At 45.7% G+C, this 13,235-nt stretch carries 14 protein-coding genes and 1 riboswitch; of the genes, 5 read left to right on the forward strand and 9 right to left on the reverse strand.

Going from position 1 to position 13,235, the window contains the following annotated elements; genetic code table 11:
- Nucleotides 1-82: 82 nt before the first annotated feature.
- Genes AC58UX_RS07515 through AC58UX_RS07525 form a run of 3 tightly spaced genes read right to left on the reverse strand, consistent with a single transcriptional unit; the run spans nt 83 to nt 4,233 of the window.
- Nucleotides 83-2,143 carry an amylo-alpha-1,6-glucosidase gene (locus AC58UX_RS07515; protein WP_497251041.1) on the reverse strand — a complete coding sequence of 687 codons (2,061 nt, stop codon included), beginning with the start codon at nt 2,141-2,143 and terminating at the stop codon, nt 83-85.
- Nucleotides 2,144-2,160: 17 nt separating this feature from the next.
- Nucleotides 2,161-3,447, reverse strand: a complete 1,287-nt coding sequence (locus AC58UX_RS07520; RefSeq protein WP_497251043.1) for an MFS transporter — start codon at nt 3,445-3,447, stop codon at nt 2,161-2,163.
- A 30-nt stretch (nt 3,448-3,477) separates the two neighbouring features.
- Nucleotides 3,478-4,233 carry a PIG-L deacetylase family protein gene (locus tag AC58UX_RS07525; RefSeq protein WP_497251045.1) on the reverse strand — a complete coding sequence of 252 codons (756 nt, stop codon included), beginning with the start codon at nt 4,231-4,233 and terminating at the stop codon, nt 3,478-3,480.
- Nucleotides 4,234-4,743: 510 nt separating this feature from the next.
- On the opposite strand from AC58UX_RS07525, the gene AC58UX_RS07530 reads away from it, so the two are divergent.
- Both AC58UX_RS07530 and htpG read left to right on the forward strand, forming a co-directional pair.
- Nucleotides 4,744-5,415 (forward strand): DUF559 domain-containing protein, encoded by a 672-nt coding sequence (locus AC58UX_RS07530; RefSeq protein WP_497251047.1) that lies wholly within the window; start codon nt 4,744-4,746, stop codon nt 5,413-5,415.
- A gap of 693 nt (nt 5,416-6,108) precedes the next feature.
- A complete protein-coding gene (htpG, locus tag AC58UX_RS07535; protein ID WP_497251049.1) occupies nt 6,109-7,989 on the forward strand; it encodes a molecular chaperone HtpG in 1,881 nt (626 codons plus the stop codon).
- A gap of 57 nt (nt 7,990-8,046) precedes the next feature.
- On the opposite strand, the gene AC58UX_RS07540 is transcribed toward htpG, so the two are convergent.
- On the reverse strand, nt 8,047-8,220 hold the full coding sequence (locus tag AC58UX_RS07540) for a hypothetical protein (protein WP_497251051.1): 174 nt from the start codon (nt 8,218-8,220) through the stop codon (nt 8,047-8,049).
- Nucleotides 8,221-8,302: 82 nt separating this feature from the next.
- Nucleotides 8,303-8,401, forward strand: a riboswitch (cyclic di-GMP riboswitch).
- 43 nt (nt 8,402-8,444) lie between these two features.
- Here AC58UX_RS07540 and AC58UX_RS07545 point away from each other — a divergent pair.
- Together AC58UX_RS07545 and AC58UX_RS07550 are read left to right on the forward strand one after the other, a co-directional pair.
- Nucleotides 8,445-8,633 carry a hypothetical protein gene (locus tag AC58UX_RS07545; RefSeq protein WP_497251053.1) on the forward strand — a complete coding sequence of 63 codons (189 nt, stop codon included), beginning with the start codon at nt 8,445-8,447 and terminating at the stop codon, nt 8,631-8,633.
- 284 nt (nt 8,634-8,917) lie between these two features.
- Nucleotides 8,918-9,340 carry a DUF4183 domain-containing protein gene (locus AC58UX_RS07550; protein WP_497251055.1) on the forward strand — a complete coding sequence of 141 codons (423 nt, stop codon included), beginning with the start codon at nt 8,918-8,920 and terminating at the stop codon, nt 9,338-9,340.
- A gap of 88 nt (nt 9,341-9,428) precedes the next feature.
- Here the strand turns inward: AC58UX_RS07550 and nrdR are convergent, their stop codons facing one another.
- Nucleotides 9,429-9,908 carry a transcriptional regulator NrdR gene (gene nrdR, locus AC58UX_RS07555; RefSeq protein WP_497251057.1) on the reverse strand — a complete coding sequence of 160 codons (480 nt, stop codon included), beginning with the start codon at nt 9,906-9,908 and terminating at the stop codon, nt 9,429-9,431.
- A gap of 111 nt (nt 9,909-10,019) precedes the next feature.
- On the opposite strand from nrdR, the gene AC58UX_RS07560 reads away from it, so the two are divergent.
- Entirely contained in the window at nt 10,020-10,229 is a 210-nt protein-coding gene (locus AC58UX_RS07560; RefSeq protein ID WP_497241099.1) for an alpha/beta-type small acid-soluble spore protein, read from the forward strand.
- An 85-nt stretch (nt 10,230-10,314) separates the two neighbouring features.
- On the opposite strand, the gene AC58UX_RS07565 is transcribed toward AC58UX_RS07560, so the two are convergent.
- The 4 genes from AC58UX_RS07565 to mutM form a co-directional block, all read right to left on the reverse strand.
- A complete protein-coding gene (locus tag AC58UX_RS07565) occupies nt 10,315-10,890 on the reverse strand; it encodes a lytic transglycosylase domain-containing protein (protein ID WP_497251059.1) in 576 nt (191 codons plus the stop codon).
- Nucleotides 10,887-11,483 (reverse strand): dephospho-CoA kinase, encoded by a 597-nt coding sequence (coaE, locus tag AC58UX_RS07570; RefSeq protein ID WP_497251061.1) that lies wholly within the window; start codon nt 11,481-11,483, stop codon nt 10,887-10,889. The genes AC58UX_RS07565 and coaE overlap by 4 nt, the downstream gene beginning before the upstream one ends.
- Before the next feature lie 34 nt (nt 11,484-11,517).
- Nucleotides 11,518-12,258: an MntP/YtaF family protein gene (locus AC58UX_RS07575; protein WP_497251063.1), complete on the reverse strand. Its 741-nt coding sequence runs from the start codon at nt 12,256-12,258 to the stop codon at nt 11,518-11,520.
- A gap of 99 nt (nt 12,259-12,357) precedes the next feature.
- Entirely contained in the window at nt 12,358-13,218 is an 861-nt protein-coding gene (gene mutM / locus AC58UX_RS07580; RefSeq protein ID WP_497251065.1) for a DNA-formamidopyrimidine glycosylase, read from the reverse strand.
- Nucleotides 13,219-13,235 lie beyond the last annotated feature (17 nt).

A 13,235-nucleotide genomic window follows, 5' to 3' on the forward strand; every position in this document is an offset into this window, starting at 1 on the left:
GCGAAATTAATGGATATTTTCCAGTAAGGTGCTGGAAGCCGGGCTGGAGCTTAAGTTGCGGCCGGAGCCTGCATCAGGCTCCCTATCCCACCACAAACGGATGCGCACGCCCATCCTCCGACTCAATCGTCCATCGCCCATCCTGGTAGGCGATGTGGTACACACCGCCGCGGAAGCGGAGATGCTTCATCGTGAAGTTCCCCCAAGGGGGAATCTTCAGCTGAACCTTCTCTGCTTCCAGGCTAGGAAGCAGCCCGACGCCTCCCATGAGCATCGCCGCGGCAGGCATGGAGCTCCAGCCTTGCAGGTTGGAGCCTTTGCCATACGTCGGTCCGTAATACTCGACGGGAGTCAGCCAGCCATTGTCCATGGCGACTTGGAACCAGCGCGTTAACGGATAGCGCCACTCCGCATCCCCGTTCATTAGCTTGGCTAACGCATAGACGCCATCCCAATACGGCCAATCACCGCCATTGTGATATCGGTAAGCGGCCATGCTTTTCTCCACCTGATGATGCACTTGGCGATAGAACGGGAACACCGTCATAACGCCCCAGTCACCATACTGCTGCTCTGCATTATTTCGTGTTTCCAGCTGTGCGGTCATCCGCTCAAGCAGCTCCGCCCTATCTGCCGCTTCCAACAAATCGAAAACGATCAACAAGCTCAGCTCGATCGACATATTCGGTTCGACGAAGCCATTACTATTTTTATAGTTAAAATAGCCATGCTCACGGATCAACTTCTGTAAACTCTCTTTCGCACCACGATACAAACTGCCATAGTGCGCAGCTTTTGACATATCGCCAAGAGACCGAAAAATCTTCTCCGACGCATACAAAGCACGACAATACAGTGCTGAATCATACAACACATCGCCCTCGCGATACACGTTGTCTACCCAGTCCCGACGATTATCCGGCTTCTTCGTCAGCGACGAGCCCGCCTGATCTTCCGAATGGCGAAGCAAATAGCCGATGCTATTTTCCATGTGCGTCTTGACGGTTCTGCCATTCACGCTTTCATCCAAAAGCTCGAAGTCATGCGTCCAAGCTAGATAATCGTGAATCATCATTACGAAGAAGGATGGCGAGTCAAAATGGTCTGGCCAAAACGGCTCATACCTCCCGCTCATTTGATGATAAATGACAGCGCTTGGGCACTCACCATCAGCCCCAATCCCTTGCGCCAAGGTCAAGATTTGTCCTCTCACACGCTCCGGATGGTATGGTAAACTCGGAAGCAATGTCCAATACCCATCACGGAAGTAGGTCCGCGGCGGACTTTGATAGTCGATTCCAGCAAAATACCCCGTAAAGCCCTCACCCAGATGCTTATAAGAGGAAATAGATGCATTTAAGCTATAGCCATATAAGGCATTCAGCTCGCCATCTTCGGAGTGAAAGGTGTCCATCAACCAAACATTGGCCTGATCTACTTCTCCTGAATACACTTTCCATCTCGCCAAATCGGCTTCTGCCGCAGCGCGATTGTACCCAACACTAGCCGCGCTAAGCATCCAGACGATTTGCCGTGATTCTCCCGGCTGGATCGTGATCTCATGATGCAAATTCAATCGATTTTCCTCATTTAGCACGAAGGAAGTCGCTTCACTACTAGCTAAATGAACAATAAAATCCTCAGCCAGTTGAAACTCATAGTAGGACTGATCCATGGCACGGAAAGCCGACCCAACCTGCTTCGTCTCACCGAATTGCCTCATTTTTTCCATATGATACGAGATCATATCCACTTCAAAACCGACATGCAAGTCCAGCCGCGCCGCTTCAGAGCCTTCATTTTGAACATCATAACTAACAAAAAGAGCATTCTCACTCGGATGACTAAACAGTTCCACACGCATACGGGTATCCGCATGAGCTTCGTATGAGATTTGCTGCTTTTTACCGATACACACGACTTGCTTTGTTAAAGAAAGCGGCATAGGCTGACCATTAATCGTCCAACCCGCATACCAAGAGCCTTCTTTCACAATTTTCCATTTACCTGCTACAGAATATTTACTAATACCGCCTACACCATCGAATTGCCCCATCAACTGATCGTTGGCAATATCATAGGTCACAGGCAGATGCGCATCCCCTTCTGAGCTGGAGCCTCCCCAAATCGGCACATGCTTCATATCCCTCTGGGTTCCTCCTAACTGTTCGCGCCTCTAAGTTTTTTCTCGGAGGACTGATATTTTTTGAGACAAATGTACGCGATGACTAAAATCAGAACCGGCAGGCCGCCAATGAGGAATCGGAATCCTTGAATGGCACTTGCAACCTGAACTTCCTTATCCGCATCATAGCCGCTTGTCGCAAAGAAAATACCCATAATCCCATATTGAATGGACATCCCGATTCGGATAATAAAACCATTCACACCATAGTACATCCCCTCACGACGACGGCCCGTTTGCTGAGCATCGAAATCAACGACATCGGAAAGCAGTACATGCAAGGAAAGCATGAAGCCAGAAACCGGAATCCCCAAAAAGGCGCCAATAATTATAACCATGGTAGGTGAATCGGCAAAAAGGAATCCTAGCGAGATGATCGCGTATAACGCTGATGAGATCATCGCGACCCGAACGGTCGATAAGCGCGCACCGCTTTTCGCCCAAATGAATGACATCGGGATGGCTACGATAAATACGGCGCCTAGGAAAAGTGAGTTCTGTGTACCATCTAACTGTACGACATATTTGGTATAAAAAGCCGTTAACGAAACGAACATCGTCGTCGTCAATTGAATCAATAAATTCGCTACGACGTAGGAATTAAACAGCTTATTTTTAAACGTCTGAACCGTTGCTTCTTTAAAATGAAGGGGCTCTGACTTACTAGCAGCCGGGTTCTCGAAGGATCCGTAAAGGGACACATACAAGGAAATAATCGCAATAATCGAAAAAATCCCAGCCATTAGCCCCCAACCTAAGGAAAGTCCTAATGACTTCGCCAGCGCGATCCCGATGATCATCCCGATAATGCTGAACATTTGCTGGAAAGCGGACACTTGATAGCGGTCTTTTTTGGTCTGATACATTTCGGGGAATAACGCCCCTGTGTTCAGTCCGATGAACGAATAGATCAAATCAAAAAAGAACGTTAACGTGAAAAAGTAGATTAACAGCATCGTCGTGCTGCCCGCAGGCGGATTGAACAGGAAAAAGAAAAGAACACCAAACGGCAAACTCCCAAACAAGATGTACGGAATTCGTCGGCCGAAGCGCGTTTTCGTACGGTCACTCACGTAACCTGCAACTAAATTAAATATCGCATTCAGGAAACCATAAATGATCATCCCAATGGAAATCGACGTACCGGAAACATTCAATACAGTCACATAATAAAAAACGGCAATGGCACTAAAAGCCTGCCACAAGACGCTAAGTCCAATTTGATTCGAGCTGTAAGCGAGTTTTTTGGATAGTGAAATCATTGGACTTGCCTCCTTAGTCATAGGTAGCTGTTAGCTGTATAGTGCGGATGGGAAGAAATGAAGCTGATGCGAGGTCAGTAATTTAAAAGCTTCTGCAAAACCTCTTGCTTCTGGATCATTCTTCAGCTTGCCGTACAATTGAACACCTTGATAGTCAAAATATCCTTTAACCAATGGCCAATTCGCGTTATCAAATTGACTCTTATGGGCCAAGATGGACGCAATTTTCGTTTCCCAATGGGCCGAAACATCAATGAACGTATTCGGATGCGAAGTTGCGTAAAAGGCAATTTGCGGCACTTCATGCGGCTTCGAGCCAGGGAATATGATTTCATTCGATGAAAAAAGCATCGCTGAAGCGACTGCTTTGCCTGTTTTGATATGATCCGGATGAGCCTCATACGGCATCCACGGATCGACCGTCATCAATAAGTCCGGCTTTTCCTCGCGGATAATCGGAATGAGTTTGGCCAGCAATTCCTCTTCGGTATAGCTGCCCATGTCTGGAAAATCAAGTGCTATTTGCTTGGACACGCCTAAAATGTCCCCAGCCGCCATGCGCTCTGCACGGCGAATAGACGCGATCGCTTCTGGCTCCACTTCGCCAGTTGATCCGCTGCCTCTCCCATCGGTTACCGTAATGTAAACGATTTCACAACCGCGCTGTGCAAGTTCGTACAACGTGCCTGCAGCCCCAACTTCATTGTCATCAGGGTGAGGTTGAACGCATACGACTTTTTTAACATCCAACAATTCAGGAAGACCTAATATTCGTCTAATATCCATGTGACATCCCTCCAATATGTCACATTCTATCATAAAAGCTGGAGAAATGTCGAAAATGTTCCCTAGTATCCACAACCTCTCAACCGTACGCGTGAAGAGTTGGCGCTGATTTCTCTCGAAAATGTAAAAAGGCAACCTCTTACCCTCATTTATGCTCAAAACTGGAAAATGCGTGCAAATTGGCATCCTTTTTTATCAAAATTAAGGATAATTTATTAAAATTGCTCCAAATTGATGCCTTTTTACATCAGTTTTCAATAAACAAGTGAAAACCCATTCCAAAGTTGCACTTTTGCAATTTTGACCGTGTTATCTACTCCAACTGACTCATCCCGCCACTCACCTCCAGCAGCATCAACACGCATTCTATTTATAAAAAAGTGGAAATATTCCCTAGTTAAATGGAGGCATTTCCCTTATAATTATTTACAAGAGACGAAGAACGTCCCTGTCCATTTCTTGTGAATGGAGCAGGGGCGTTTTTTTATTTTAAAAGGAGGGGAAGACGATATGAATTTCGAGAACATGCATGAGGAATGGATTCAAAACCATCTGGAGCTTAGATCCGGAGAACGCAGAGGCCGCTTGGAGCGCGGGCATCGGGAGGCGGAGAAGCTATTTTGCCAAAATATCTGGTGGGAACTGCGAGGTAATTTCGACGATATGCATCCCGAATTCCAAGTTCTGGATTGGCGGGGATTATCGTATTTCTGTGATTTCGTTTGGCTGACGAAGTTCGTGAAATTGATCATCGAAATCAAAGGCTTCGGTCCTCACGTGCGTGATATGGACAGGCAAAAATACTGCAATGAGCTGAACCGCGAAACCTTTTTAGCTGCGATGGGGTATCAGGTGATTTCTTTTTCTTACGACGATGTCGCGCATCGCCCTGAGCTATGTATCACATTGCTTCGCATGTTGATTAGTCGATTCCAGGTGATCACTTCCCCTGTCAGTCTGAGCAATGTGATGGAACGGGAAATCGTGCGGCTAGCTTACACGCTCGCTCAACCTCTCCGCCCCATAGATGTAAGAACACATCTTGATATCAACTACCGTTCAACCGTTCGAGTACTGCAGGCACTCTGCGACAAAGGCTGGTTTATCCCGCACACCGGTGCTGAAGGGAAGCATGTTCTTAGGTATGAGCTTGTGAAGAGGGAGCATATTCGCATGTGGTGATGGTGGTTGGGTTGGTGGATGCATGGGAGGGCTAGACAGGTAGTAGTAAGTAGCTAGTTAGAATGTGGTGTGGAGTCGCTTAGGTAGGTGCTGAGTAGTTAGTTGGTGAGTGATGTAGGTGGTGGGTGAATTGGTTCTGAGTAGATAGTTAGTGGTGGCTTCTGAGTAGCTTGTAAGTAGCTTGTGTGTGACTAGGATGGTGATGGAGGCGGAAATGGAAGGTTGGTTAGGTGAAAAGTAGTTAGTGGTAGACTGCTTCCTCTCCCAAAAATGCAAATAGGCAACTTTTTCTACTCATTTAGCCTCATTAATGGAAAATGCGTGCAAATAGGCATCTTTTTCATCGATTTTCTAGTAAATCTCCTCGAAATGCCCCAAACTGATGCCTTTTTGCATCAATTTTTAATACATGATTAGAACCCCCTTCCAAAATTGCTCTTTTGCAATTTTGGAGGTGTTCGGCGTCATGAGAACATGTGGCGCCTAACGACACTTCACACCTCCTCCCCACATTTCCCCCTCATCCGCACCTCCTCGCCCCACTCTCTCCTCAGCACGCACGCAAACCACCTAAATTCTCCCCTTTCCAATTGACATTAAATTTCAGGGATGATATAAAGTTAGTGTATAGCACTCACAGCGTGCGAGTGCTAATTTCTAAAAACCAGCTACATATCGAAAGGAGATCTATCCGTGGAAAAGAAACAGTTTCAGGCCGAATCCAAGCGTCTGTTGGAAATGATGATCAACTCGATTTACACTCAACGAGAGATCTTTCTTAGAGAGCTTATCTCCAACTCCAGCGATGCGATTGACAAAATTTACTACAAGGCGCTAACAGACGACTCGCTCGTTTTTGACAAAGATAGCTACTTCATCAAAATTACTGCTGATAAAGAAAACCGTGTCTTAACGATCCGCGATACAGGTATCGGGATGACGAAAGATGAGCTTGAGAACAACTTAGGAATTATCGCGAAGAGTGGATCTCTTGCTTTTAAGAAAGAGAATGAGGCTAAAGATGGCCACAACATCATCGGTCAGTTCGGGGTAGGCTTCTATTCCGCGTTCATGGTCGCTGACCACATCACTGTAACAAGTAAAGCACTTGGCAGCGACACAGCTTACAAGTGGGAATCCGATGGCGCAGACGGGTACACGATTGCCCCAGCAGAGAAGGATTCAATTGGAACGGAGATTGTTCTTTCGATCAAAGCGAATACCGAAGATGATAACTACGACGAATACTTGGACGAGTATCGCCTGAAATCGATCATCAAGAAGTACTCCGACTTCATCCGTTACCCGATCAAAATGGATATTACCAGCAGACGCCTGCAAGAAGGCAGCGAGAGCGAATACGAGGACTATCAAGAAGAGCAGCACGTGAACAGCATGGTGCCGATCTGGCGCAAGAATAAAAGCGAGCTCACGCCAGAGGATTACGAGAAGTTCTACCATGAGAAGCACTACGGCTTCGACAAGCCGCTGAAGCATATTCATGTGAGTGCAGATGGCGCGGTAGTCTACCAAGCAATCCTGTTTATCCCTGAAAATATGCCTTATGACTATTATTCCAAAGAGTATGAGAAAGGCTTAGAGCTTTACGCGAACGGCGTTCTCATTATGAATAAATGCGCAGACTTGCTTCCTGACTACTTCAGCTTCGTTAAAGGGATGGTTGATTCCGAGAGCTTATCACTGAACATCTCCCGTGAGATGCTGCAGCACGATCGTCAGCTCAAATTAATTGCCAAAAACATTTCTAGCAAAATCAAAGGCCAACTGCAAAGCCTCCTGAAGGACGAGAGAGAGAAATACGAGCAATTCTACAAGTCCTTCGGCAGACAGCTGAAATTCGGTGTTTACAGCGACTACGGCACGCATAAAGAGCTTCTGCAGGATCTATTGATGTTCTCCTCCTCCAAGGAGAAAAAGCTCGTCACATTGGACGAGTACGTTTCAAGAATGCCTGAAGACCAGAAGTACATTTACTATGCATCTGGTGAGTCGATGGAAAGAATCGATAAGCTTCCGCAAACGGAGCTTGTGACAGATAAAGGTTACGAGATTCTTTACTTCACTGACGATATTGATGAGTTCGCAATCAAGATGATTATGTCCTACAAAGAGAAGGAATTCAGATCTGTATCGAGCGGAGATTTAGGTATTGATGTCGAGGATAACCAAACCGATTCCGAAGCAGATAAAAAGGAAAATCAAGATCTATTCGACTACATGAATGGCCTATTGGCAGGCAAAGTGACGAGTGTTAAAGCTTCCAAGCGTCTGAGAAAGCACCCGGTATGCTTATCCACAGATGGCGATGTCACCATCGAGATGGAGAAAATCTTGAACGCTATGCCAAACAACCCAAACGTTAAGGCAGAGAAAGTATTGGAAATCAACGTGAATCATGACGTTTTCGCTTCCTTGAAGGATGCCTTTGAAAAAGATAAAGAGAAATTGAACCTGTACACAGCGCTCTTGTACAATCAAGCCCTCCTTATCGAAGGACTGCCGCTTCAAGATCCGGTTGAATTCACGAACGACATTTGTAAAATAATGGTTTAATTCATAATAAGCAAGCACTGCAGCAGCTTCATCGTTGCGGTGCTTTTTTATTTATGGTTAGGATGGATCCGAAGGAGACAACGGCTCAGTTGCAACATAGGCGGGAATCGCTTCTGGACGAGCATAGACATAAGCGAGTAAGCGAGCTTGATCAAGGCCAAGCACCTCTGCAACCTTAACAATATCCAATTCGTGAGTTATTTTACTGGATTTTGGGCTATTGACGGACATATGCTTCAACCATCCTTCGAATTAATGTAATTAATAGCAAGTCAATCCTAACCTGTGATATAGTTTTCATATAAGCATTATCGGTATGAAAGGGCAAAACCACTGAAAAGTGGCGACGCAAAGCTAGAGGGACTAAATTGGCGTGATCAGCTCTTATCCAATATGTCAGCCAGCTGCCGCCTCCATCCGATACATGCAGTACGACAAAGGAGGAAATCGGATTCATGAATAAAATGGTAATTGACGGCAATATGAGCTTGCATGTGAAGCAATTAGTGGACAACTTGCATCTTCCAGAGAGTGAACTTTTGGACATGTTCTCCTTTACATTTGATAACAACGTATTGACCCCTGACGAAGCTGTTCGGTTTATTCAATTTCTGCGAAGTGAACTGGACAAACGCACTCAATAAACGAATTATGCCTTATCGCTTACAAAAATACAGTCGGTTGATGTCATGCGAATATTTTTTTTTCAAAAGCGCTTAAGGTGGCGTGTTTATTGACTTCTACGGCTTTTAGCAGCATAAGACAGCGGGATGCCCGCTGTCTTTTTTTATTTTTTGTCACATTTCGAAAAAAAACAAATCAATTTGTGTCAGCATCTGAATTCCCAATCAAACTAGCTGTTACTAACATATGATATAGCAAGTGCTAGAGTTGCAAAAAATCGTCACATCTAGAAAGGAGGACAACCATGAGCGAACACCTAATCACCCTTCATTTAACGGCAACCAGTGTGGTTTCAGGAACGATTACAACGACTACAACAACAACCCTTACCCCGCTTGTCAAACGATTCACAGCCAATGTCGTATTAGGGAATATTCTCGGCGGTGTGACCACGATTCCTTCATCTAGCTTTAGAGATGATACAGGTGCCAATCTAGCCGCGAATAGCCTTACGGTTCCTGGGAGTAATGGGTATTACAATGTATTTGTAAATGGTGTTCTTCTTTTAGGCTATTTGACGACTTTAACGACGGCTAATTTGGTGATTAATAATGGGCTCACCATTGGAGTGACTGTCAATTTAGAAACGTTATCCTTCACAGCATCCTCCACCTCCACCTCAACAACGAACAATTTGGTGGTCACGACGACGATTCATACGAACTAGGTAAAAATCGCTATTCAAAACATAGAAAGCCGCATCGCCTCATGATTCAATAACGAGGCGATGCGGCTTTTATATCGATCAGGTTAACTTATTTATCCCGAAGCAGATTGACATCATGCTTTCCCAATATTTGCGTTAACTCCTTCAAAAACATGTTGATGTCCTTGAATTGTCTATATACAGAGGCGAAGCGAATGTAGGCCACTTCATCGACAGGGTACAATTGCTCCATCACAATTTCACCAATGCCTAGGCTGTCGACTTCGGCATGAGCCGTTGTGCGCAGCTGCATTTCAACTTCGGAGACAAGCATCTCTAGCCTTTCCATGGAAACAGGTCTTTTTTCACAAGCGCGAATTAAGCCTCGTAAAATTTTCTCTCGACTAAATTCTTCCCGACTTCCATCTTTTTTAATCACAATTAAAGGTGTTTCTTCTACCATTTCAAAGGTCGTGAATCTTCTTGCGCATTTCTCGCATTCACGGCGCCGACGAATGGATTTATTCTCATTGGCAGACCTTGAATCAAGCACTTTCGTACCGGAATGGTCACAGAACGGGCATTTCATTCGCTTTCCTCTCCTTTCTCTCTTGGAAATAACTTTACCAGATGTTACATGTCTTGAAGATTCGTGTTCTGCACACAATAGATTTACCAACCGACAAGGAGGTGAACAGACATGAGTTCAAACAATACTTTAGTCGTTCCACAAGCTAATGCAGCATTGGATCAGTTGAAGTACGAGGTAGCTCAAGAGCTTGGTATTGCTATCCCTCAAGATGGCTACTATGGCAACATGACTTCTCGTGACACTGGCTCTATTGGTGGTAGCATTACTCGTCGCCTGGTACAAATCGCAGAACAATCTCTAGCAGGTCAATTCAAGTAATCTTGAATTAACTAGCTCGTGACTCTGCAAACAAGAAGTATTGGACTCTTCGCTCCCCTGGGAGCTAGTCCAATGCTTCTTTGTTTTATGCGCTATTCCATTGCTCTGTATAAAGCTTCGTATACTTTTCGTAGTAATATAAAACCCGTTGTACGTAATGACGCGTTTCGCCAAATGGAATATCACGAATATTCGCTTCGTCCCCGTCCCACACGCCGTTGTTTTTCCATTTGTTCACATTGCCTTGACCCGCATTATAGGCCGCAATGGCATAGATCAAATTACCATTATAATGCTTGATTAACCAATTTAAATACCATGACCCTAAAAAAATGTTAATATCAACACGAAGTAAATCATCTTGCGAATGAGGCCCTAAATTCGAGGAATCCGCAATCCAATCTGCGGTATCAGGCATAAGCTGCATCAACCCTAATGCCCCTTTGCTCGACTCTAAATGATGTTGATAATTCGTTTCGACCCGGATAATGGCAGCAATTAAAAAAGGATCTACATTGTGTTTCGCCGCGTTCTGTCGAATTTCCTGCTGAAAATAGATCGGGTATAGCTTTCTTCCGATAATTGTGCTATTCATGAACAGGATCATGACAAATACAATGAGCAGAAGAGCAAACATGCGCTTTTTTCGAAAGAACGTCATGCCAATCCCTTCCCTACCCAGAACTGTTCTACCCGCATGTTGGTTTCTTCCCACGTACCGCTATTGTCAATGACAATATCCGCTAGCTTTCGTTTCTCTTCGATGGACATTTGTGCATCCAACCTGAGCTGCGCTGTCTCTACAGACAAGCCATCTCGCTTCATCAGTCGTTCCAATTGCAAGTGCCGCGGGATATAAACGACCATGATTTCCTGAAACATCGAAACCAAGTTTGATTCTATGAGTAAAGGAACATCAACCACAACCAGCTTGTTAGGGTGCTCCTGTTCATACGCTGCCATTTGTTCACGCATCCTTGCGCGAATCGGGGGATGAAGCAAACCCTCCAGCTGCTTGCGCGCTTCAGAGGATCCGAAAATGATTTCACCTAGTTTCTTGCGTTGCAAAGAACCATCTGTTCCAATGACAGCTTGTCCAAAATGTGCGGCAACCTGTTCAAGAACAGGGCTGCCAGGCTCGACAACATCGCGAGCAATCTGATCGGCATCGATTAATAAGGCGCCACGGCTAACGAGCATAAGGCTAACCGTGCTTTTTCCACAGGCAATGCCTCCTGTTAGGCCGATATTCATAAGCTCTTCTCTCCTAACGTCCATTGATGCTGGACTATAGCATTTTCAAAAGTCCCATGATAATAAGAACACAGCCTGGAAGGATCGACAGCTTTTTCATCCAGTTCATTTCCGCATAACGGAACCCAATCCGCAAACCAACAGCCAGTAAAGATCCGCTGGAGATCGAAATAACCGATGCCGTTAATAGCGGCACAAAGCCGATAAGAGCGGCACCAATCCCTGCTCCGAAGGCGTCTAAGGACAGAGCCAATCCGAGCAAAGTAGCCTCAGAGGCTGAAATATTGCCTGACTTATCCACATCCGCAATGGATGGCGTTCGTAATATTTGAATTACAAGGCCAAAGCGCTTCAACTCAATACTGAGAATCTCTTTCGTTCTCTGTAACGTGTCAAACGTAATCGGCTCTACATAGCCTGAGTTGCGAATATCGGCGTGAGGCATACCGCTGACAACCGCTTGCTCCAGTGAAGGAGCTGTTTGCTCTTGCTGCGCTTGGCTTTTCTGTCCTTGTCTCATTTGAATCAGAGCCCACACACCAATACCAATTAAGATCAAGGCGCCAATCCGTTTGGCAAACGAAGGTGACATGAAGGAAGACATAAGAACGCCGATCTGCATCGATGTGAAAATAATGATGCCTGACCAAAGCGATATAATCCCAATAGATACGAGTGGAATTCGGATTTTGCGTAGCCCATACATGACGCCAACACCGAAACCGTCCAAAGAAACCGCAAATGCCAAAATGAGCAGAGAAATGACAGGAAGCATACAAACCCTCCTAAGCGTTTTGCAGATAAACCGAGCTTTGCGAGCTGTTTATCTGGGCTAAGTACTCCATATCATATGGAGAGGGTATGCTTCACGTGCCTATTTTTCAGACTTCTTTCTTGACCGCTTGGGCTTCAACGGTTGACAAGTGAGACATATATGCGTCCCTCTGCCCCCCACAACTGTCTTTACGATTTCATTCCCGCAAGTTTTACACGGCTGAGATTGTCGACCATAAATGTTCAATTGATGCTGGAACAGGCCGATTTCACCTTGTCCATTCACATACGATTTAATCGAGGAGCCGCCTACTTCAACCGAGTCTTGCAGGGTTCGAATAATCGCCTCGTGCAGCAAACCGAGCTCCCCCTTGCTCAGCGAGGAAGCTTCCCGTTCGGGATGAATGCCCGCCAAGAAGAGGGACTCGTCTACATAAATATTCCCAATGCCTACGATATATGCTTGATTGAGCAGCAGCGGCTTGATCTTCGTCGCCCGATGGGCAATCACCCCGCGAAAAGCTTCCAAGGTAAACGCATCGTCGAGCGGCTCAAGACCGAGCTTCACCAGCGGAGGCTGCGTAAGCTCTTCGCCTTTGTAGAACAGATGCATCGTGCCGAATTGCCGCACATCCTTGTATCTCAACTCACTCTCATCCGTAAAACGAAATAAGACATGCGTATGCGGCTCTAGTGGATCCTCACCTGCATACAAGCCATAGCGGCCTTCCATGCGCAAATGGGAAACCATCACATAGTCCGTGAGTACGAAACGAAGAAACTTCCCTCTTCGCTCAATCGTTTCAATTGTTTGACCTTGGAGCAACGTTTCAAATTGCTGAATATCGTCAGGCTTTTGAATAATGCGAGGCAGCCTGACCACAACATGGGCAATTGTTTTTCCCGTAATTAGTGCGTTTAACGTTCGTTTGACGGTTTCCACCTCGGGAAGCTCAGGCAAGGTGTTCACCTCCTTCT

The organism is Paenibacillus sp. J22P90 (assembly GCF_059692195.1).

Excerpts from the sequence above, each read along its gene's own strand:
- AC58UX_RS07550 (WP_497251055.1), top strand. The coding sequence starts at position 8,918 with ATGAGCGAACACCTAATCACCCTTCATTTAACGGCAACCAGTGTGGTT.
- AC58UX_RS07545 (WP_497251053.1), top strand. The coding sequence starts at position 8,445 with ATGAATAAAATGGTAATTGACGGCAATATGAGCTTGCATGTGAAGCAA.
- AC58UX_RS07530 (WP_497251047.1), top strand. The coding sequence starts at position 4,744 with ATGAATTTCGAGAACATGCATGAGGAATGGATTCAAAACCATCTGGAG.
- AC58UX_RS07560 (WP_497241099.1), top strand. The coding sequence starts at position 10,020 with ATGAGTTCAAACAATACTTTAGTCGTTCCACAAGCTAATGCAGCATTG.
- AC58UX_RS07525 (WP_497251045.1), bottom strand. The coding sequence starts at position 4,233 with ATGGATATTAGACGAATATTAGGTCTTCCTGAATTGTTGGATGTTAAA.
- coaE (WP_497251061.1), bottom strand. The coding sequence starts at position 11,483 with ATGAATATCGGCCTAACAGGAGGCATTGCCTGTGGAAAAAGCACGGTT.
- AC58UX_RS07540 (WP_497251051.1), bottom strand. The coding sequence starts at position 8,220 with ATGTCCGTCAATAGCCCAAAATCCAGTAAAATAACTCACGAATTGGAT.
- nrdR (WP_497251057.1), bottom strand. The coding sequence starts at position 9,908 with ATGAAATGCCCGTTCTGTGACCATTCCGGTACGAAAGTGCTTGATTCA.
- AC58UX_RS07565 (WP_497251059.1), bottom strand. The coding sequence starts at position 10,890 with ATGACGTTCTTTCGAAAAAAGCGCATGTTTGCTCTTCTGCTCATTGTA.
- AC58UX_RS07520 (WP_497251043.1), bottom strand. The coding sequence starts at position 3,447 with ATGATTTCACTATCCAAAAAACTCGCTTACAGCTCGAATCAAATTGGA.
- AC58UX_RS07575 (WP_497251063.1), bottom strand. The coding sequence starts at position 12,258 with ATGCTTCCTGTCATTTCTCTGCTCATTTTGGCATTTGCGGTTTCTTTG.
- AC58UX_RS07515 (WP_497251041.1), bottom strand. The coding sequence starts at position 2,143 with ATGAAGCATGTGCCGATTTGGGGAGGCTCCAGCTCAGAAGGGGATGCG.